Origin of the sequence: Methylopila turkensis (assembly GCF_027922325.1) — a bacterium.
GTDB classification, from domain to species: Bacteria; Pseudomonadota; Alphaproteobacteria; order Rhizobiales; family Methylopilaceae; genus Methylopila; species Methylopila turkensis.
Window position 1 is genome coordinate 247,978 of record NZ_BSFL01000002.1, and the last position, 20,345, is coordinate 268,322.

18 protein-coding genes are annotated in these 20,345 nt (G+C 71.4%); 5 read left to right on the top strand and 13 right to left on the bottom strand.

What is annotated here, in order from left to right:
• Positions 1-393: 393 nt before the first annotated feature.
• From PKE78_RS07835 to PKE78_RS07845, 3 genes are read right to left on the bottom strand one after another with little or no spacing between them, the layout of a single operon-like run.
• Complete coding sequence (locus PKE78_RS07835; protein ID WP_428981243.1) at positions 394-1,617, bottom strand: lytic murein transglycosylase; 1,224 nt, start codon at positions 1,615-1,617, stop codon at positions 394-396.
• 57 nt (positions 1,618-1,674) lie between these two features.
• Positions 1,675-2,727, bottom strand: a complete 1,053-nt coding sequence (locus tag PKE78_RS07840; RefSeq protein WP_271200320.1) for a DNA topoisomerase IB — start codon at positions 2,725-2,727, stop codon at positions 1,675-1,677.
• Positions 2,727-3,032, bottom strand: a complete 306-nt coding sequence (locus PKE78_RS07845; RefSeq protein ID WP_271200321.1) for a DUF7218 family protein — start codon at positions 3,030-3,032, stop codon at positions 2,727-2,729. The genes PKE78_RS07840 and PKE78_RS07845 overlap by 1 nt, the downstream gene beginning before the upstream one ends.
• A gap of 66 nt (positions 3,033-3,098) precedes the next feature.
• Here PKE78_RS07845 and PKE78_RS07850 point away from each other — a divergent pair, with 66 nt between their 5' ends.
• Complete coding sequence (locus PKE78_RS07850) at positions 3,099-4,112, top strand: asparaginase (protein ID WP_271200322.1); 1,014 nt, start codon at positions 3,099-3,101, stop codon at positions 4,110-4,112.
• Between the two features lie 166 nt (positions 4,113-4,278).
• Here the strand turns inward: PKE78_RS07850 and PKE78_RS07855 are convergent, their stop codons facing one another.
• Together PKE78_RS07855 and PKE78_RS07860 are read right to left on the bottom strand one after the other, a co-directional pair.
• On the bottom strand, positions 4,279-5,145 hold the full coding sequence (locus PKE78_RS07855; RefSeq protein WP_271200323.1) for a transporter family protein: 867 nt from the start codon (positions 5,143-5,145) through the stop codon (positions 4,279-4,281).
• 394 nt (positions 5,146-5,539) lie between these two features.
• Positions 5,540-6,925: a TIGR03808 family TAT-translocated repetitive protein gene (locus PKE78_RS07860; protein ID WP_271200324.1), complete on the bottom strand. Its 1,386-nt coding sequence runs from the start codon at positions 6,923-6,925 to the stop codon at positions 5,540-5,542.
• A 187-nt stretch (positions 6,926-7,112) separates the two neighbouring features.
• On the opposite strand from PKE78_RS07860, the gene PKE78_RS07865 reads away from it, so the two are divergent.
• Both PKE78_RS07865 and PKE78_RS07870 read left to right on the top strand, forming a co-directional pair.
• Positions 7,113-7,865, top strand: a complete 753-nt coding sequence (locus tag PKE78_RS07865; RefSeq protein WP_271200325.1) for a TlyA family RNA methyltransferase — start codon at positions 7,113-7,115, stop codon at positions 7,863-7,865.
• Positions 7,858-9,096 carry a class I SAM-dependent RNA methyltransferase gene (locus PKE78_RS07870; protein WP_271200326.1) on the top strand — a complete coding sequence of 413 codons (1,239 nt, stop codon included), beginning with the start codon at positions 7,858-7,860 and terminating at the stop codon, positions 9,094-9,096. The genes PKE78_RS07865 and PKE78_RS07870 overlap by 8 nt, the downstream gene beginning before the upstream one ends.
• A gap of 15 nt (positions 9,097-9,111) precedes the next feature.
• Here the strand turns inward: PKE78_RS07870 and PKE78_RS07875 are convergent, their stop codons facing one another.
• The 6 genes from PKE78_RS07875 to PKE78_RS07900 form a co-directional block, all read right to left on the bottom strand.
• A complete protein-coding gene (locus tag PKE78_RS07875) occupies positions 9,112-9,729 on the bottom strand; it encodes a DsbA family protein (protein WP_271200327.1) in 618 nt (205 codons plus the stop codon).
• A gap of 226 nt (positions 9,730-9,955) precedes the next feature.
• Positions 9,956-11,287, bottom strand: a complete 1,332-nt coding sequence (gene oxlT, locus PKE78_RS07880) for an oxalate/formate MFS antiporter (protein WP_271200328.1) — start codon at positions 11,285-11,287, stop codon at positions 9,956-9,958.
• Positions 11,288-11,976: 689 nt separating this feature from the next.
• On the bottom strand, positions 11,977-12,558 hold the full coding sequence (locus tag PKE78_RS07885) for a histidine phosphatase family protein (protein WP_271200329.1): 582 nt from the start codon (positions 12,556-12,558) through the stop codon (positions 11,977-11,979).
• Between the two features lie 55 nt (positions 12,559-12,613).
• The gene (gene fabI / locus PKE78_RS07890) at positions 12,614-13,426 is read right to left on the bottom strand and encodes an enoyl-ACP reductase FabI (RefSeq protein ID WP_271200330.1); all 813 of its coding nucleotides are present in this window, start codon (positions 13,424-13,426) and stop codon (positions 12,614-12,616) included.
• Positions 13,427-13,573: 147 nt separating this feature from the next.
• Positions 13,574-14,530, bottom strand: coding sequence for a DnaJ C-terminal domain-containing protein (locus PKE78_RS07895; RefSeq protein WP_271200331.1), 957 nt, complete (start codon positions 14,528-14,530; stop codon positions 13,574-13,576).
• A gap of 113 nt (positions 14,531-14,643) precedes the next feature.
• Positions 14,644-15,279, bottom strand: a complete 636-nt coding sequence (locus tag PKE78_RS07900) for an RT0821/Lpp0805 family surface protein (RefSeq protein WP_271200332.1) — start codon at positions 15,277-15,279, stop codon at positions 14,644-14,646.
• A gap of 53 nt (positions 15,280-15,332) precedes the next feature.
• Here PKE78_RS07900 and pdxH point away from each other — a divergent pair, with 53 nt between their 5' ends.
• Positions 15,333-15,932 (top strand): pyridoxamine 5'-phosphate oxidase, encoded by a 600-nt coding sequence (gene pdxH / locus PKE78_RS07905; RefSeq protein WP_271200333.1) that lies wholly within the window; start codon positions 15,333-15,335, stop codon positions 15,930-15,932.
• Positions 15,933-15,947: 15 nt separating this feature from the next.
• Positions 15,948-16,835, top strand: a complete 888-nt coding sequence (locus PKE78_RS07910) for an SDR family NAD(P)-dependent oxidoreductase (protein WP_271200334.1) — start codon at positions 15,948-15,950, stop codon at positions 16,833-16,835.
• A 15-nt stretch (positions 16,836-16,850) separates the two neighbouring features.
• On the opposite strand, the gene PKE78_RS07915 is transcribed toward PKE78_RS07910, so the two are convergent.
• Together PKE78_RS07915 and PKE78_RS07920 are read right to left on the bottom strand one after the other, a co-directional pair.
• The gene (locus PKE78_RS07915) at positions 16,851-19,223 is read right to left on the bottom strand and encodes a putative bifunctional diguanylate cyclase/phosphodiesterase (RefSeq protein ID WP_271200335.1); all 2,373 of its coding nucleotides are present in this window, start codon (positions 19,221-19,223) and stop codon (positions 16,851-16,853) included.
• Positions 19,224-19,363: 140 nt separating this feature from the next.
• Positions 19,364-20,344, bottom strand: a complete 981-nt coding sequence (locus PKE78_RS07920; protein ID WP_271200336.1) for a magnesium transporter CorA family protein — start codon at positions 20,342-20,344, stop codon at positions 19,364-19,366.
• Position 20,345: the final 1 nt, after the last annotated feature.

Consider the following 20,345-nt stretch of genomic DNA (forward strand, 5'->3'; position numbering starts at 1 on the left):
ATCCGTGCCACCGCAGGACGAGCACCGCGCCTTCTGATCAGGCGCCCCGGGAGCAAACCGACGGCAGTCCAGAATTGCCTATTTTTTCATCATTCGCGCCCGCTGGTGGGCGCCAGGGTCGGCGTGGAAGCGACGCCCTCTCTCGCCCAGCTTTGCCTGGGCTCCGACGTCTCTGCGCGTGATCGATCATGACGGCGTCGTTTCAGGCGAGATCGTCGTCATGCCCGCGCTTTTGCGTGGGTATTCAAAGACTTGCCGCTGAGCTCGGCGCCCAAGTCGTGGATACCCGGCTGCGCCGGGCATGACGGCGCGAGCGATCCGAGGCGATCGCGCCTCAAGATGGGGCCCGGCCGAGCGCGCCCATGCCGGCGCGCGCGTGGTCGAAAGCCGGCCTCAGCCGCCGGAGGACGACAGGACCTGCAGCAGATCGAGGCTGGGGTAGCCGTCGGCGGGAAGGTTGTGCTTGAGCTGCGCCTTGCGCGTCGCGCGGCGGGTGTCGCCGCCGAGCTTGCCGTCGATCTCGCCGACGGGGAAGCCGTCGCGGGCGAGCAGGGTCTGGAGCTGCTTCAGCTCGGCCGCGTCGAGCACGCGCACCGGCGCGTTTCCACTCGAAACAGAGGGCGCGCCCTCGTAGCGGGTCGCGAGATAGGCCGCCGTCATCGCGTAGATGAAGGACTGGTTCCACTTCCGGTAAATGTCGAAATTGTCGTAGGCGAGGAAGGCGGGTCCGTTGCGGCCCATGGGCAGCAGCAGCGCCGCGTTGGCCTCGGCGGGCGCGAGGGAGCCGTTGCGGGCCTTCACGCCCCATTCCGTCCAGCGCGCCACCGAATGCTTGACGTCGATGTCGGCCTCGACCCACGGCATTTCCGCCGGCGCGACGACCTCCTGCAGCCAGGGCTGCCCGCGCCGCCATCCGAGATCGGACAGGTACTTGCCGGCGGTCATCATGGCGTCGGGCACGCTGCGCATCAGGTCGCGACGGCCGTCGCCATCGCCATCGACGCCGTCGCGGACATAGTCCACCGGCATCATCTGGGTGTGGCCGAGTTCACCCGCCCAGGCGCCGCGCATGTCGCCGGGCGCGAGGTCGCCGCGGTCGACGATCTTGAGCGCCGCGATGAGCTGCGGCCGGAAGAAGGCCGGTCGGCGGCAGTCGTGGCTGAGCGTCGCGAGCGCGTTGCGGGTGTCGAACTTGCCGAGATTGGCGCCGAAGTCGGTCTCGAGACCCCAGAAGGCCGCGATCACCGAAGCCGGCACGCCGTATTCCGCTTCGACCCGCTCGAACAGCGCCGCGTTCTGCTTGATGACCTGCGGGCCTTTGGTCACGCGGGCGCCGGCGACCATGCGGCCGGCGAACTGCAGGAAGCTCTGCTGGAACACCGACTGACCGCGGTCGAGCTGGAGCACCTTCGGGTCGATCGCGACGCCGTCGAGGCCGGCCGCAATCGCGTTCTCCGACACGCCGGCCTCGCGGGCCTCGGCGCGCACGCCGTCGAGAAAGGCGGCGAAGTCTCCGCCGCAGGGAACGGTCGCGGCCGGCGGCGCGGCGGGCGCCTGCGCCAGCGCGGGGAAGGCTGCGAGGACGAACGCAGATGCGAGACGCACGACCAGAGACATTGCGACTGCGGGCCTGTTGGAGCGGAGGCGCATGGTTCGGCCGGAACGCTCTGCGGGTCAACCCTCGGGCGCGCGCTTCAGCCGGCGGACCAGCCGCGCGAGCGCGGCCTCGGCGCGGCGCAGGCCCGGACGGCCGCGCGCGTCGTCGTAGGCGCGGCGCAGCGCGCCGGCGCCGAAGGCGTCGACCACCAGCGCGTGGACATAGGACTTGCGCACCACCGCGGGCGTGTTCGCGAGCCGCTCCGAGATCGCGCGCATAACGCCCGCGAGCTGTCTCCGGCGCGCGGTCTCGCTGGTCGCGGGCTCGAGGTCGGCGAGGTGCTCGGCGGCGTTCGCGCTCGCGCCCAGCATGCGCAGGTCCTTGGCGGTGACGGGCAGGCCGGTCGCCTCGCGGATGTAGGCGTTGACGTCGACCGCCGTGATGCGGCGCACCGCGCCGTCGTCGCCGCGGTACTGGAACAGCCGGCGGCCCGGCAGCCCGCTGAGGCGGCCGAGCGCCCGGGCGAGCCGACCCGAGCGCATCGAGCATGCGATGTCCTTGCCGCCCTTGCCGCGGAACGACAGCCGCACGGTCTCGCCCGAGATTTCGACGTGGCGCTTCAGCAGCGTCGACGCGCCATGGGCCTTGTTGGAGCGCAGATAGGCTTCCGAGCCGACGCGGATGTGGGTCTCGTCGATCAGGGCGACGGCGGCGGCCAGCGCCTTGGCGCGGCTCAGCTTCGGGCTCGCGAGGTCGCGCGCCACCTGGCGGCGCAGCTTCGGCAGCGCCTCGATGACGCGGTCGAGACGCTCCACCTTGCGGGTCTCGCGCACCACGTTCCAGTCCGGGTGATAGCGGTGCTGGACCCGGCCGGCCTCGTCGCGGCCGATCGCCTGCAGATGACAGCGCGGGTCCGATGCGACCCGCACGTCCTCGTAGGCCGGGGGGATCGCGAGCGATCTGATGCGCGCGACCGCCTCGGCGTCGGTGATGCGCTTTCCCCGGCGGTCGAGATAGACGAAGCCCTTGCCGGCCCGCCGGCGCGTGATGTCGAGGTCGCGGGCGCCGGAGAGCCGAAGGCCCGCCTGCCGCGCGATCTCCTCGATCGTGAGATCCGTCTCCTCGGCCATCAGTGCGACCGCAGCGCGTGGATGAGGTCGCCCTTGGTGGCCCGCGAGACGCCCTTCAGTCCGATCTCGCGCGCCTTGGCGTAGAGGTCGTCGCGCCGCCAGTCCTCGTAAGGCGGCGACTTGCCCCCTTTGGACGACGGCGCGTTGGCGCCGCGGTCGCCGTATTTCGCTTGCGCATTGGAGATGCGCGCGGCCTTCTCGGCGCTCGCGCCCTGCTCCCGCAGAGCCTCGTAGACTTCCGGGTTCTTGATCGAAGGGTTTTTGGACGTGGCCTTTTTCGACGACGTCGCGCGCTTCGCAGCCATTGCCGTTCTCCCTGACCTTTGCGCCGCCGCCGACCAAACACGCGGCGCGGCCTGCGGGTTCCGGCCGTGAGCGCGGGCGAGATCCTGGTCGAGGTCACGCGCGGGATCGCGGTGGAGAGCCGGCACGCGGGCTCGGTCGCGGTCTCCGACGCCGCCGGCCGGCTCGTGTTCGCGCTCGGCGACGTCGCGCGCCCGACCTTCCCCCGCTCGGCCGTCAAGGCGCTGCAGGCGCTGCCGCTGGTCGAGAGCGGCGCGGCGGCGCGGTTCGGGTTCAGCGACGAGGAGCTCGCGCTCGCCTGCGCCTCCCACAGCGGCGAGCCGGAGCACGTGGCGACGGCGGCCGGCGCGCTCGCCCGCCTCGGCCTCGGCGCCGAGGCGCTCGAATGCGGCGCGCATTGGCCGACCAGCGACGCGGCCGCCCGCGCGCTCGCCGCAAGCGGCGTCGGCCCGACCGCGCTCCACAACAACTGCTCCGGCAAGCACGCCGGCTTCCTGTGCCTCGCCTGCGCGATGGAGGTGGAGCCGGCCGGCTACATCCAGCCTGAGCATCCCGTCCAGCGCGAGGTGACCGCGGCGCTCGAGGGCGCATTGGGCATGAGCCTCGCGGAGGCGGCGGTCGGCGTCGACGGCTGCGGCATCCCGACCTACGCCGCGCCGCTTGGCGCCGTCGCGCACGCCTTCGCCCGGTTCGCGACCGGCGAGGGCTTCGGCCCCGCCCGCGCCGCGGCGGCCAAGACGCTGATGCGGGCGGCCTGGTCGGCGCCGTTCCAGGTCGCCGGCACGGGACGCTTCGACACCGAGGCGATGCAGGCGCTGAAGGACCGCGCCTTCGTGAAGATGGGCGCGGAGGGCGTCCACGTCGCCGCCCTGCCCGAACTGGGCTTCGGCGTCGCGCTCAAGATCGAGGACGGCGCGACCCGCGGCGCGGAGGTCGCGATGGCGGCCGTGCTCGCCCGGCTGCTGCGCCCCGAGGGCGAGCAGGCCGCATGGCTCGCGAGCCGCATGCGGCGCCGGCTGATCAATTGGGAAGGGGTCGAGGTCGGCGAGCTGCGGCCGGGCCCGGCGCTCAGCGCCGCCTGACCCAGGCTGGAAGCTTCGGCCCCGTCGACGCTCGACGCCGCGGTCGCCCCCCCCCCGGCCCCCGGCCGCTCCGGCGTCGCCCCGTTCAAAACGAAAACGGGGAGCGCCATGGGCGCTCCCCGTTCCGTCAGTCTCGAGATCAGATCTGCGAGGCTGTCCGTTCGTCTCAGTACTTGGTGACGAGCGGAGCCATCGGCTTCTCGGGCGACCACAGCGGGATCACGATGCGCGACCAGAAGCGGGTGTCGTCGCCCGAGTTCTTCGAGTAGATGCTGGTGGTCAGAGCCGCCTGCAGGATCACCGGGCCGAAGTTGTAGCCGATGAGCGGGCCGACCGCGAAGGTCTCGACCTTGCCGGGGCCGCCGTTGCTACGCTTCTGCGCGTCCGGCAGGTCGTACTCGGTCGAGCCGAAGCCGATCGCGCCGATCTCCCACTTGCCGAAGGTCTTGGTGGCCGTCAGGTCGAGGTTGAAGCCGTTCGAGGTCTTGCCGCCGACCGCGCGGTCGGTGTCGAACGTGTTGCCCCAGATCAGGTTCGCCGTCAGGTTCCAGCCGTCGTTGGTGTAGCTGACCGCGAAGTCCTGACGCCAGGTGGTGGCGCGGACCGAGACGTCGTTGTCGCCGATGTTGAAGTAGATGCCCGACAGGTAGCTGACGCCGAGGCCGCCGCCGAGGTCGAACGCGATGCGGCCGGCCAGGAACGGGTTGTAGAAGCCATACGCGTCAGCGCCGAACGGGCCGTCGGCATGGATCAACGGGGTCGCGGCCAGAACCTGGATGTTGCCGCCGAAGAGCTGCCACGGGGTCGACCACGCGATCAGCGGGATGTCGACCAGAAGCTTGGTGTCCGGTCCCGGGTTGTCGATGACGCCCCAGCTGAAGGTGTTCACGAAGTACAGACCTTCCGGCAGCGGGGCGCCGGCGGCGAGGCCGGCCGTCTCGCCCGGCTGCGCCGTCGCGGCGGCGAAGGCCCCCGTCGTCATGGCGCCGAGGGCGAAAGCGCCCGCAGCCGCGATCTTCATCACTTGCTTCATTTCTCTTTTCCTCCGATCGGCGGTCCAGAGGGCCGCCGCCTACCCGAGCTGATTTTCGATCACGCCTTCGGTTCGTTTCTTTCGCGATTTAAATCGAAAGTCTTATGAACCCGAACTTTAGACGCAACAAGCGCCCCCGACTCGGCGCCGCCACATGAAGAGGACAGTTTTTGACCGCCGATTGCTATAGGAATGATCTCATTCTGACCTCATTCCCGCCCGAGTGTCGCGGAAATGTCGCAGCGTGGCCATGCACATGGCGCCGTTAACTTTGTTAACGTTCGCGTTGTTTGCTGCACCGCCACATTGAGGTCTTTCTAAGAACATCAACGGGTTGTCAGACGCCCGTGAGCGCTTTGGATCACGCCGGCGTTAACGAACGGACGTCGGCGGGCTATCGGACGGTGTTCTGCGCCACCGTCAGCCCGGGCAGCCCGCCGGAGCCCGCGGACCCGAGATCGGGGGTCGCGGCGTCCGCCCAGCGGTAGCCGACCACCGCGCCCTTGCGCGAACCCGTCACGGTGTTGCCGACGATCGTCGCCGGGCCGACGCCCTCGACCACCGAAACGCCGATTCCCACCTCGCAATTGCGGACGATGTTTCCGCTGATCGCGACATCGCGCATGTACGGCCCCCAGCCGGCGTGAACGCCGAACGAAGCCGCGTTTTCGATCACGTTGCCGGTCACCGCCACGTCGGCCTCGACCCCGATCCCCTGGCCGTAACCCTCGCCGGGCCGATCGAGATGCTTTCGGCGGAACAGGTTGCGGACCACGTTGCCGGTGACGGCGGCGAGGCGCCCGCCCTCGTTGAAGTTGGCGATCGACACGCCGTTGGCGGCGCCGTCGACCAGGTTTCCCGAGACGACGGCGCCGGAGAAGCCGTATTCGACGTAGAGGCCGGTCTCGCCGCAGTCGAGGCACAGATTGTCGGCGATGACGACGTCGCTCGATTCGTGCGCGCGCACGGCGGTGAAGGCCGAGCGACGGATGGCGTTGCCGGAGACCACGACCCCCGACGCCTTGGACACGTTCACCGCGTTGCCGTTCCAGCCGAGCCCGCCGTCGAGCGCGCCGGTGTCCTCGATGCGGTTGCGCGAGACCACGGCGCCGTCGTCGCCCTTGGCGGTGCGGCGGATCACGACGCCGTTGTTGCGGCAGCCTCGAATGACGTTGTCGGCGACGGTGATCCCGCGGCCGTCCATCGCGAACAGGCCGGACTGGCGGGCGTTGGCGATGCGCGATCCGCGCAGCGCGCCGCCGGAGCGGAACAGCGCGAGGCCGGAGCCGCCGGCGTCCTCGATCGCGAGTTCGTCGAAGGCGAAGGCGGCCACGTCCTCGAGCTGGATCAGGCCCGCCTGCAGGCCGCCCGGAAGGTTGGAGCCGTCGAGCAGCAGCCCGCGCATGGCGACGCGGCGCAGGCCTTTGCCCGTGAACAGCGGGCCGGGCTCGGACAGCTCGATCCGCGTCATCTCGGGCACGCCGACGATGGCCGCGCCCTCGGGCAGGGCGATGCGGGCCGCGCGGTAGACGCCGGGCGCGAGCGTGAGCGGCCGCCCCTCCCGCGCCGCCCGCTCCAGCGCGCGGGCGAAGGCCCGGCTCTGGTCGCCGCCGGCGCCGGGTTTGAGCCCAGCGGCCTCGGCCCCAAGCCCGCCGGGCGCGGCGTCCGCCAGCCGCGGCGCCGCGGCCGCGGCGAGGCCCGCCGCGAGGCCAAGCGCGAGGCGGCGCCGGGCCTGATCCACCGTATCGCGGAACCGTTCCGCCGCGCGCTCGCGCTTCATGCCCTGATCGTCCGCTGGTCGTCGTCTCTCCCGGAGCCTAACGCCGAACCTTTAAGCTCCGGCGCCGCCCCGCGCCGGCGGGCGAACCGGGGGCGCATCTTTTCGTGAGGCCTGAGGTTCGCGCATCCCGCGCTTCATGCCTATAGAAGCGCTCCGTTCCTCAACCCGCTCATCGCCGCGCCGCCCCGTGACAGCTTCGTCTCCCTCCCCGCGCCGCCGGGCCGACCTGCTGCTGGTCGAGCGCGGCCTGTTCGACAGCCGCGCGCGGGCGCAGGCGGCGATCGCGGCCGGCGGCGTGCGGGCGAACGGCGTGGCCGTCGCGCGCGCCTCCGACATGGTGCCGCTCGACGCCGAGATCAGCGCCGAGCCGGCGCACCCTTGGGTCTCGCGCGCCGGCGTGAAGCTCGCGCACGCGCTCGACGCCTTCGGCCTCGATGTGACCGGCTGCGAGGCGCTCGACGTCGGCGCCTCGACCGGCGGCTTCACGCAGGTGCTGCTCGCCCGCGGCGCGGCCCATGTGACCGCGGTCGACGTCGGCCGCGGCCAGCTTCACGCGCTACTCGTCGGCGACCCGCGGGTGACGAGCCTCGAGGCGACCGACATCCGCGACCTCGCCGCGTCCGCGCTGCCGCGCGCGCCGGACGTCGTCACCGTCGACGTCAGCTTCGCCCCGCTCGGCGTGGTGCTGCCGCCGGCCGTCGCGCTGGCTGCGCCCTCCGCAGCGCTGGTCGTGCTCGTGAAGCCGCAGTTCGAGGTCGGCCGCAAGGAGATCGGCAAGGGCGGCGTCGTCCGCAACGCGGAGGCGCGCGCCCGCGCCGCGGCCGACGCCCGCGCGCTCGTCGAGCGCCTCGGCTTCGCGATCCTCGGCGAACTGCCCTCCCCGATCCCCGGCGGCGACGGCAACATCGAGCACCTGATCGGAGCGCGACGTCATGGCTGAGCGGCTCGCCATCGCCCGGCTCGGCCATCGCGGGGACGGGGTCGCGGACACTGCGGCCGGGCCCGTGTTCGTGGCGCGGGCGCTGCCGGGGGAGCTGGTGGAGGCCGAGCGCGCGGGCGAGCGCGCGACGCTGCTGCGCGTGGTCGAGCCCTCCGCCGACCGGCGCGAGGCCTATTGCCCGGAGGTCGGCGTCTGCGGCGGCTGCGCCACGCAGGAGCTGGCGCAGGACGCGGCGCTCGCCTGGAAGCGCGCGTTGCTGATCGAGGCCTTCGCCCGCGAGCGGCTGGACGTCGCCGCACTGGTCGGCCCTTGCGTCGACGCCCACGGCGCCGGCCGCCGGCGCGCCACGTTCCACGCCCGCGCCGGCGCGGACGGCCGGGTCGTCGTCGGCTTCGCCGCCGCCCGCAGCCACGCCATCGTTCCGATCGCCGCCTGTCCGCTGCTGGCGCCGGAGATGGCGGGGGCGCTCCCCGCCGCGCGCGCGGTCGCCGCCGCGCTCGGAAAGATGCGCAAGCCGCTCGACCTCGCGGTGACGGCGACCGCCGGCGGGCTCGACATGGACGTGCGCGGGTCCGGACCGCCGCCCGAGGCGCTGAGGCTGAGGCTGGTGACGCTCGCGGGCGAACTCGACCTCGCCCGGCTCGCAATCCACGGCGACGTGGTGGTGGAGCGGCGCAAGCCGGTCGTCGTCATGGGCCGCGCCCAGGTGATCCCGCCTCCGGGCGGCTTCCTGCAGGCGACCGCCGCGGGCGAGGCGGCGATCACCGCGCTCGCGGCCGAGGCGGTCGGCCGGGCGAAGCGGGTCGCGGACCTGTTCTCGGGCGTCGGCGCCTTCGCGCTCCGGCTCGCCGAACGCGCGGAGGTCTACGCCGCGGAGGCCGACCGGCCGGCGGTCGCGGCGCTTTCCGCCGCGGCCCGCGCCACGCCGGGGCTCAAGCGGGTGACGGCCGAGGCGCGCGACCTGTTCCGCCGCCCGCTCGCCGGCGCCGAGCTCAAGCCGTTCGACGCGGCGGTGTTCGATCCGCCGCGCGCCGGCGCCGAGGCGCAGGCGCGGATGCTGGCGGAATCGCGCGTCGCCACGGTCGTCGCGGTGTCCTGCAACGTCGCGACGCTCGCCCGCGACGCCGCGATCCTGATCCGCGGCGGCTACCGGCTCGAGCGCGTGACGCCGGTCGACCAGTTCCGCCACTCCGCCCACGTGGAGGCGGTGGCGACGTTCCGGCGGAGCTGACGCTCGCCCCGCGCCTTACCGCGCCTTCTGGCGTTCGCGGGCCTGGGCGACGGCGTCCTTGAAGCCTTCGTAGTCGAGCGGGGCCGCCACCAGCTTGGGGCCGACGAGATAGACCGGCGTGCCCGGGAACCCCATACCCCTCGCCTGCGCGTCGTTGCGCTTCAGGAGCGTCACGATCTCGGCCTGCGACGCCTTGGCGTCCGCCAGCAGGCGGGGCATGTCGACGCCCGCCGCGGCGACCGCAGCGTCGAGGTCGGCATGGGGACGGGAGGCGCCCTTCAGCGCCATCAGCGCGCGGTGGGCCTCCTCGTACTTGCCCTGCCGCTTGGCCGCGAGCGCGAGCTTGGCGCCGTAGACCGAGCTCTCCGACAGGATCGGCCAGTCCTTGTAGACGAGGCGGATGCGGCCGTCGTCGCGCACCAGCTTCTCGAGCGCGGGCGCGGAGCTTTTGCAGTAGGGGCAGTTGTAGTCGAGGAAGGCGACGATGGTGACGTCGCCCTTGGGGTTGCCGGCGACCGGAGCCGCGGGATCGGCGACGATCATCTCGCGGCTGAGGTCGCGGTCCTGGGCGCGGGCGGCGGGGGCCGCCGCGAGAAGCGCGAGCGCGGCTGCGAGAGCGCGGACGACGACCATGGCTTTCCCATTCCCTGACATGACGACGGCGCGCCGAGGGGTGTCCTCGCGCGCGCCGCCTGTCGTACCGCGGATCGGGGTCGTCCCGAACGCAAAAAAGCGCGGGCTCCCCGATCGGCCGGGTGAGCCCGCAGTCGGCCTCGTCCCGAGGGGCGACGAGGCAGGGGTAGGAGATCGACCCGCGGCGCGTCCTCGAGGGCGCGCCGCGGGAAGCTTGGGGATGGCGTCAGGCGTTGGCGAGCACGCCGCCCGGCTTGCCGTCCGGACCGTCGAGGGTCGTGGGGTTCGTCACGCCCGAGCGGCGGACGTGCTCGGCGAGAACGGGGCGCAGGGCCACGATCGCGAGGAAGGCGGCCAGCAGGTCCATGCAGGCGACCGTGTAGAGCACGGTGGCCCAGGTGCCGGTCCACTCCATCAGCAGGTTGCCGACCGGCACGAACAGCGCGCCGATGCCCTTGGCGCAGTAGAGCACGCCGTAGATCTTGCCGATGTGCTTGGTGCCGAAGGCGTCGCCGGCGAGAGCCGAGAACAGCGAGTAGACTTCGCCCCAGGCCAGGAACACCACGCCGGACAGGATCAGGAAGGCGTAGGGGTTATGGCCCCAGTAGCCGAGCGCGATGATGCCGAAGCCTTCGAGGGTGAAGGCGATGACCATCGTCTTCTCGCGGCCGATGTTGTCCGAGATCCAGCCGAACAGCGGACGGGAGATGCCGTTCATGATGCGGTCGAGCATCAGGGCGAGCGGCAGGGCGGCCATGGTGAAGAAGTAGAGGTTGACGCTGTAGTTCTTGACGCCGAGGTCCTGAGCGATGACGCCGAGCTGCGCGACAGCCATCATGCCGCCGGTGACGACGCAGATGAACATGAAGAACATCAGCCAGAACAGCTTGGTGCGCAGAGCTTCCGTGAGCGTGTAGTCGCGACGCGACTGGGCCAGCTTGTCGGAGACCCTGACCTCGTCCTTGGACGGGGCGCGCAGGAACATGGCGGCGATGAAGGCGAGAATGCCCTGCAGGATGCCGAAGAACAGGAAGGTCGCCTGGAACCCGCTCGTGCCGATCATCGAGGCGATCGGAAGGATGGTCGCAGCGGAGCCCATGCCGTAGCCGCCGGCGGTGAGGCCGACCGCGAGGCCGCGGCGGTCCGGGAACCACTTCAGCGCGTTGTTGATGCAGGTCGCGTAGATGCAGCCCACGCCGATGCCGCCGACGGCCGCGCCGATGTAGAAACCCGTGAGCGAGGTCGCCTGCGAGTTGATGACCCAAGACAGGCCCATGAACACGGCGCCGAACGCGACCATGGCGCGCGGGCCGTACTTGTCGATGAAGTAGCCTTCGATCGGCGTCAGCCAGGTCTGCACCAGCACGAAGATCGTGAAGGCGATCTGGATCGAGGCGCGGTCCCAGCCGAAGGTCGACTGAATTTCGGGCACGAACAGCGTCCAGGCGTACTGGATGTTCGCGGTCGCGACCATGCAGACGACGCCGACGACGATCTGGGTCCAACGTTTCCGTTCGGATACGTTTGGCCTCAGCGCTGGATTGGAAGCGTGGCTCATTGGACTTTCCTCTCTCGGTGCACGGCCTCAGGGCCGTTTATGTCATTGTCGTTTTGGTCTCTGCCCGACTTCCGGAGCAGCCCCCTTCAGGGAAGCTTTCGGACCCGGGCCCAGCCTTGACATTCTTCTGAAAACCCCCGCCGCTCTCGTCCCCCAGACGGGGCGACCGCGCGGCCGGTGCGACGAATGGCGGAGAAAAATACCTCCGCCGCGACTTGCGGGCGCCCTCCAACGCGCCGAAAGTCTGATCCGCCCTCTTTGCGTCGGCGGCCGCGTCGCTTCGGTGCGACAGTTTGGCTTACCTAATGGCGCATATCTGGCATGCAAAATATGGCATGCCACTTTTGAGCGGATAAAGATGCCCGCGGGGGTCTAGAGGCTCACATTCTCGTGATAATCCGCGCTGCAGCGCACGCGCCGTTGTCGTCGCACTTCATTTTTCCATTTATAAGCAAGGCCTTGGGGCGGTGCGGCAGCGCGTCGCAGACCGTTGCGGGAAGCCCAAACTTTTCTATGGAACGATTGGCTCCGCCGTCGTCTGAGGCCCGCCAGGTATGCCAGCGGGCGGCAAACGGGGTCGGAATCGCCGCCGGCGGCCTCTTTCCATCAGCCGAGGGGCGCTGAGGGGCGGTCTTTCGCACGCCGCCCAGCCCTCTCCGGCGCGTCGGCGGAGGCGGTTGGAACGACCATCAGATCCAGCGCCAGCCGCCGGTGCCGAAAACCAGCGCGCGGCCCTGCCGGATCGCGATGTCCGAGACCTTGTCCCGCGCGACGCCACCGAGCGTCGCCAGCAGCACGCGGGCGACGCCGCCATGGGCGACGATCACGGCCGGGCCGGGCAGCGCCGCGACGGCCTCGCCCACGCGGGCCTCGAGGTCGGCGTAGCTCTCGCCCTCCTCCGGGCGGAACGACCACCTGTCGGCGTCGCGGGCGCGCATGGCCTTCGGGTCGCGCAGGCGCGCCTCGGCGAGGGTGGATCCTTCCCAGCGGCCAAAGGACAACTCCTTCAGCCGCGCGTCGGTCGTGAAGCCGTCCGCGTCGAGCCCCATGGCGGCGCGCATCCGGCGCATGGTCTCGGTCGCGCGCGACAGTGGGCTCGCGACGAACACGCGCCCGGCGGCGTCCGGCAAGGCGGGGCCCAGGGCGCGCCCGACCGCGTCGGCCTGGTCGCGGCCGCGGGCGTTCAGGGGGATGTCGGTCTGCCCCTGCAGCCGGCCGGAGGCGTTCCAGTCGGTCTCGCCGTGGCGGACGAAGACGACGTCCGGCGTCACGCCGGCGTCCGCGGAGCCGCGACGCTTCGCGTCACGGGCGCGATGACGCTTCGCGTCACGCGGGGGACATGTCGGGCGCGTCGGGGTTCTTCATGCCGACGATGTGGTAGCCGGCGTCCACATGGTGGACCTCGCCGGTGACGCCGCGGCCGAGGTCCGACAGCAGGTAGAGCGCGGAATCGCCGACCTCCTCGATCGAGACCGTGCGCCGAAGCGGCGCGTTGTACTCGTTCCACTTCAGGATGTAGCGGAAGTCGCCGATGCCGGAGGCCGCCAGCGTCTTGATCGGGCCGGCGGAGATGGCGTTCACCCGGATGGCGTTGGGGCCGAGGTCGGCCGCGAGATAGCGCACGCTCGCCTCCAGCGCGGCCTTGGCGACGCCCATGACGTTGTAGTGCGGCATCCACTTCTCGGCGCCGTAATAGGTCAGCGTCAAAATCGAGCCGCCGTTCGTCATCAGCTTCTCGGCCCGCTGCGCGACCGCGGTCAACGAGTAGCAGGAGATGAACATGGTCTTGTTGAAGTTGTCGGCCGTGGTCTCGACGTAGCGTCCGTCGAGCTGGTCCTTGTCCGAGAACGCGATGGCGTGGACCACGAAGTCGAGCCCGCCCAGCAGTTCGCCGGTCTTCTCGAACACCGCGTCTATGGTGGCCGCGTCGGTGACGTCGCAATGGCCGACCACTTCGGCGCCGAGCTCGGCTGCGAGCGGCTCCACGCGCTTCTTGAGCGCGTCGCCCTGATAGGTGAAGGCGAGTTTGGCGCCCGCGTTGGCGGCGGCTTTCGCGATGCCCCAGGCGATCGATCGGTTGTTGGCGACGCCCATCACCAGGCCCCGCTTTCCGGCCATCAATCCCTGAACGCCAGTCATGAAAACACCTCTTTACGACGCGCTGCGCGACGAGTGGGGCCCGCTATGGCATAGGGTCCGGGACCCTTCAAGCGAACGCGGGCGCCGCAGCATCACAGCGCGTTTCAGTGCGCGACAGGCCCGGCCGGCCCGCCGCCCCGTCCGGCGTCACGAGCGCGGGTCGTAGGCGCCCTCGTCGCGCATCTTGCGGGCGAAGGCCTCCAGCTCGCGGTCGCCGCCCTTTGGAAGCGCGATGCGGAGCTCCACCAGCAGGTCGCCGGCGGCGCCGTCCGCCCCGACGCCCTTGCCGCGCAGCCGCAGCGTGCGCGTGCCGTCGGAGCCCGGCGGGACCGTGAGCTCAACCGTGCCGTCGAGCGTGGGAATGCGGACCTTGGCGCCCAACACCGCCTCGTAGAGCGTGATCGGCGCGGTCACGCGCACGTCGCGGCCTTCGGCGCGGAACTGCGGATCGGGCAGCACGCGCACGGCGACGAGCGCGTCGCCGGGACGGCCGCCGAGGCCGCTGGGCTTGCCCTGCCCTTTCAGGCGGATGGTCTTGCCGCTCTCGATCCCGGCCGGGACGGCGATTTCCAGCTCCTTGCCGGTCGGCAGCCGGACCCGCCGCTTGGCGCCCAGCGCCCACTCCCGGAACGGGACCGCGATCTCGGCCGTCACGTCCTCGCCGCGCGGCGGCTCGCCGCCGCCGAAGCCGGCCCCGCCGCGGGGCGGACGCCGGCCGCCGAAGGCGCCGAGAATGTCCTCGAAGATGTCTTCCGTCCCAGCCCGGCCGCCGCGCGCGCCGCCGAAAGGCGAGCCGCCTCCGAACTCGAAGTCGAAATGGGCCCCGCGCGCGCCTGCGCCGCGGGCGCCGGCTCCGGCGCTTTCAAAGCTGTGGAAGCGCGGCTTGCCCTCGGCGTCGATCTCGCCGCGGTCGAACTGGGCGCGCTTGTCCTTGTCGGACAGCAGCTCGTAGGCCGCGCCGATCTCGGCGAAGCGTTCTTTGGCCTTGGGGTCGTCCGGCTTCTGGTCCGGGTGCCAGGTCTTGGCCAGACGGCGGAAGGCTTTCTTGATCTCGGCGTCGCTCGCCTGGCGCGTCACGCCGAGCACGTCGTAGGGATCGCGCATCGCGTCGTCACAGTCCGTCGTTCGCGTGGATCGGGCGCCGCCGGCTCGCGGCGCCGTCGCTCCACGGCAATGTGGGACGGCTGTGGCCGGAACGCAACAGTCCGGGCCTGCGCCTAAGACGCGCGGCCGCCGGACGTCCGGATCGACACCGCCTCCCAGTGCCCCGCCGCGGTGCGGCAGGCGGTGCCTTCGAGCCGCTGCTCGCGGCCGCCGGCGCTGTGGCTGGCGGCGAACGGGCGGCAGGTGGCGCCGTTCTCGATCACAGGGGCGGACGAGGCGGTGAACGAGCCGTAGGCGCCGCTGTCGGGATTGGCCCAGGGCACGGAGGCGTTGGCGGCCTCGGCCCCCATGGCGAGCCCAAGCGCGCCGCGGGCGTAGCTCCAGTCGTCGGGCGTCAGCGTGGACGGGGACGCCGGCGCGGCGGCGCCAGGCTGGGGCGCCGCATAGGCCGAGGGGGCGGCGCTGGGGGCCGCCGCCGGCGCGGCGCCCTCGATCGGGGCGAGCGGCGCGCGGCTGACCTTGTCGGCCGGAGCCGGCTGCGGAGCCGCGGCGTCGGAGCGCGCGATGCTGCCGGTCGGGATGTCGTCGTCCTTGCCGAACAGCGGATAGGACACGCTGCAGCCCGCGCATGCGAAGGCGGCGACGATCGCGAACGCCGCGGCCGCGTTGCGGCGCAGCGTCGCTCGCGGCCCGAGGCCTGCTCGTGTAGATATCGGAACGGCGCGCTGACGCTGATCGAGGCTACGCATCTTTACTCGGGAACTCCTTGATCATGCGGGGAATGGAACGGCAGGAGCGGTTAATGTCGAGTGACTTCCACGCAACGGACGATCCCTTCGCGACGTTCGCCGCCTGGATGGAGGAGGCCAAGGCCTCCGAACCCAACGATCCGAACGCCATGGCGCTCGCGACCGTCGACGCCGACGGCCTGCCGGATGTGCGCATGGTGTTGCTCAACGGCCTCGATCGCCGGGGGCTGGTGTTCTTCACCAACTCCGAAAGCGCCAAGGGCGTCGAGCTCGCGGGCCAGCCGAAAGCCGCCGTCGTGTTCCACTGGAAGTCGCTGCGCCGGCAGATTCGGGCGCGCGGACCGGTCGAGCCGGTCTCGGCGGAGGAGGCCGACGCCTATTTCGCGACGCGTCCGCGCATCAGCCGCCTCGGCGCCTGGGCCTCGCGGCAGTCGCGCCCGCTCGGCTCGCGCGCGGAACTCGAGGAGGCGGTCGCCGCGCGCGACGCCGAGTTCGGCGCGGCCGAGCCGCCGCGTCCGCCGCACTGGAAGGGGTACCGGATCGTCCCCACCTCGTTCGAATTCTGGCAGGACATGCCGTTCCGCCTGCACGACCGCGCGGTCTTCGACCGCGCTCCCGACGGGTCCTGGACCCGCACCCGTCTCTATCCCTGATCGGCCCCCCGCGTCATGAGCACCAGCGACTCCAAGCCCGACGACGCCCCGGCCACCTGCCCCTTCACCGGGGCTCGCGCCGGCGAGGCCGCGGCGGCCGACCCGGCGGCCGTCGGATCGACGGCGAAGGCGCCTCAGCCTGCGTCCCGGCCGCGGCCGTCGCCGTCCAACGAGCCGCGCAAGACGCTGCTGCTGACCGGCGCGAGCCGCGGCATCGGCCACGCCACGGTGAAGCGCTTCTCCGCGGCGGGCTGGCGGGTGATCACCTGCTCGCGCCACGCCTTCCCGGAAGAATGCCCCTGGGGCGCCGGCCCCGAGGACCACGTGCAAGTCGACCTCGCCGACGTCGAGGACACCGTCCGCGCCATCGCCGAGATCCGCAGCCGTCTCGACGGCGGCCTGATCCACGCGCTCGTCAACAACGCCGGCATCTCGCCCAAGGCGCCCGGCGGCGGCCGCCTGAACGCGCTCGCGACCGATCTCGACGACTGGAAGACCGTGTTCCAGGTCAACTTCTTCGCGCCGATCATGCTGGCGCGTGGGCTTTCGGAGGAGCTGACGGCCGCGAAGGGCTCGATCGTTAACGTGACCTCGATCGCGGGCGGCCGGGTGCACCCGTTCGCCGGCGCCGCCTACGCCACCTCGAAGGCGGCCCTCGCCTCGCTCACCCGCGAGATGGCGGCGGATTTCGGCCCGCTCGGCGTGCGCGTCAACGCGATCGCGCCCGGCGAGATCGACACCGCGATCCTGTCGCCCGGCACCGACAAGCTGGTGGCGCAGATTCCGCTGCGCCGTCTCGGCACCCCGGACGAAGTGGCGAAGACGATCTACTTCCTCTGCACCGAGGCGTCGTCCTACGTCACCGGCTCGGAGATCCACATCAACGGCGGCCAGCACGTCTGAGCGCCGAGACGGCGCTCAGCTCGCGCGCCGCGTCCTCCCCGGGCGCTCGAACGGCGAGTCGAACGAGACCAGCGGGCTCGGGCGTCCGACGAGATAGCCCTGGATCTCGTCGCACTGCAGCTCGGCGAGGAAGCTGCGCTGCTCGTGGGTCTCGACGCCTTCGGCGGTGATCGGCATGTCGAGGCTCGCGCCGAGCGCGACCACCGCGCGCACGATCGCCTTGGCCTGCGGGCTGGAGCCGAGCGTGCGGATGAACGAGGCGTCGATCTTGATGCGGTCGAACGGGAACGCCTGCAGGTAGGACAGCGACGAGTAGCCGGTGCCGAAGTCGTCCATGGCGATCTGGACGCCGAGCGCCTTCAGGCGGCGGAGCGTGCTGAGCGCGCCGGGCAAGTCATGCAGCAGCACGCCTTCGGTGATCTCGAGCTCGAGCCGGCCGGCGGGAAGCCCGGTCTCCAGCAGGATGCCGTGGACGAGCCCGACAATGTCGCCGTGCTGGAACTGGATCGGCGACAGGTTGACCGCGACCTTGCCCGGCCGCATCCAGCGCACGGCCTCGGCGCAGGCGGTCCTGAGCACCCATTCGCCGATGGGCACGATCGCCGCGGTCTCCTCGGCGACGGGGATGAACACGCCGGGCGGCACCACGCCGCGCACAGGGTGCTTCCAGCGCAGCAGCGCCTCGAAGCCGCGGATCTCGCCGCTGACGGTGTCGGCCTGCGGCATCCAGTGCAGGAACATCTCGTTGCGCGAGATCGCGGTGGCGAGGTCCTGCTGGAGCACGCGGCGCTCGCGCAGCGCGAGGTCCATGTCGGGCTCGAAGCCGCGCGCGAGCCCGCGGCCGTCGGCCTTGGCGCGGTAGAGCGCCGCGTCGGCGTTGGCGAACAGGGCGTCGATCGTGGAGCCGTGATGCGGGAACACGGCGAAGCCGACGCTCGCGCCGCAGCGGATCAGCGTGCCGCCGACCACGGTCTCGACGTTCAGGCGCTCGGTCAGCCGGCGCGCGAGCTTGTCGGCGTCGCCGGCGTCGGGCCCGGTGCCGATGGCGACGAATTCGTCGCCGCCGAGGCGGAACACCATCGCGTCCGGCGCCGCGGCCACGATGCGGCGCGCGGCGGTCTTCAGGATCTCGTCGCCGGTCGAATGCCCGAAGACGTCGTTGACCTCCTTGAAGCGGTCGAGATCGATGCAGAACAGCGCGACCTCGCCGCCCCGCTTGAGCGCGCCGGCCAAGGCCTCGTTGAAGGCGGCGCGGTTGGCGAGCCCGGTCAGCGGATCGTGGTAGGCGAGATGGCGAATCTGCGTCTCGCTGCGCCGCTGCTCCGAGACGTTGCGCAGCGTGAAGACGCGCCGGGTGCGGCCGAGCACCTGCAGGTCGCGGCTCGCGACCTCCACGGGCAGCGGTTCGCCGCCGGTGGTGCGCAGCAGCGCGTTCTGCGGCTTGGCGAGGCTCGCCGAGAGCACGCGGTCGGGATCGGGCGCATCGATGAAGTCGCGGAAGGCGCGCCGGCGCAGCACCGTGGGATCGAGCCCCATGAGGCGCGCGGCGGCCACGTTGACGTCGACGATCTTGAGTTCGTCGCAGACGACGAGGCCTTCGGAGGAGAGGTCCGACAGCGCCTGCAGGCGGTCCACCTCGCTGCCGCTGCGGTTCTCCAGCCGCCAGTCCAGCACGATCGCGAACAGCGCGAACAGCAGCAGGCCGCTCGCGGCCGCGGCCGCCGCGGCGAGCGCCTCGGTGTGGTCGACCGCGACCTCGGGGATGGCGACCCTCGGATCGAGCGTCGCGTCGACCGCGATCGCGCCGAGCGCGTGGAACGCGAAGGCGCCGACCGCGAAAACCGCGCCGGCCGCCATGCGGCCGTTCAGGCCCCGGAACGTCGCGGCGAGCGCGAAGGCCGCCGCCGAAGCCGCGACCGCCACGCCGCCGCCGACCAGGAACAGGGTTCCGAACATGTCCAGCCGCCCGGGGAGGCGGACGGCGTTGACGCCGACGTAATGGGTCAGCAGCAGCGCCGCGCCGACCGCGGCGCCGCCGGCGGCCGCGTTGAGCACGCCGTTCTCGGACAGGTTCGGGGCCGCTAGAGCCACGCCGCAGGCGACCATCACCACGGCGACGACGAGCGCCGCGCCCGCGATGCGCAGGTCGAAGCCGGCGTCCAAGCCGGCGCCGACCGCGAGCATGCCGCCGACATGCGCCGCCCAGATCAGAAGGCCGACCGCGCTCGCCGTGACGCCGACCCACAGGGACTTGCGCCCCGCGCCCTCCACGACTTCCACCCGCCGCATCAGGGAAAACAGCAGAATGGCTGCGGCCACGCTCGACGCGAACGCGAACGCCAGCGTCGCCGGGTCGAGCGGACCTGAGGTCAGGTAGGACAACGCCATGTTCTGTGGCCGCAACGAACCGGAATGATCGCGATCACACCTTGCGGTTTCCGATCATAAGAATCCGTAAAGCGCGGGCCCTGCGGCCGCCTTCGGAGGCTTCGTTTTCAATTGGAATCCGCGCGGGTCGCCGCGATGGCCTAAAGCCAGCGTCGCCACTTGAAAAAGAGGTATGGGACTATGGCGCTGATAAGCATCAGGGCCAGCGCGTAGGGGTAGCCGAACCGCCAGCCCAGCTCGGGCATCGCCTCGAAATTCATCCCGTAGATCGAGGCGACCAGCGTCGGCGGCAGGAAAACCACCGCCATGACCGAGAACAGCTTGACGATGTCGTTCTGCGCCAGCCCGACGAGGCCGAGCATGGCGTCGAGCAGGAAGGTGATCTTGTTCGACAGGAAATCGGCGTGTTCGGTGAGCGAGACCACGTCGCGCTGCAGCGGCCGGAGCTGCGCCTTGGTCTCCTTGGCCGGCTTCACGCCCTCGATCTCGGCGACGAGATAGTTCGCGACCCGCTGCAGCGTCACGAGGCTCTCGCGCGTCTTGGAGACGAGATCGCCCTTGCGGCCGATCATCTTGAGCAGCTCCTGGTAGGGCTTGCGGTAGGCCTGCGCCCCGGCGCGCTCGAACACGATCGCGGACAGCTCGTCCACGTCGGCGCCCACGTGCTCGAGAATGTCGGCGAGGCGATCGACGATGGCGTCGAACAGCCCGAGCATCACCCCTTCCGGCGTCTTCGGCGGCGTCACGCCGTTCGCCTTGCAGGCGCGGGCCGAAAACATCGCGAACGGGGTCGGATCGTCGTAGCGCACGGTGACGAGCGTCGAGCGCGTCAGGATGAAGGTGACGGCGGACAGCTTCGGCTGCCCCGACAGCACGTTGCAGAGCACCGACGCCGTCATGTAGCGGGCGCCGTCCTCGAGATAGAGCCGGCTCGAGGGCTCGATCTCGACCATCTCTTCGCGCGTCGGCACGGAGGCGCGCACGGCCGCCTCGACGAGCGCGTCCTCCTCGGGCGTCGGCGCGAACAGGTCGATCCAGAGCGCGTCGGCGGGCGGCGGCGCGCCGGGAGCCGGCTCGGTCCTGTGGAGCGAGCCGTCGCGCAGGACATACGCGTAGAGCATG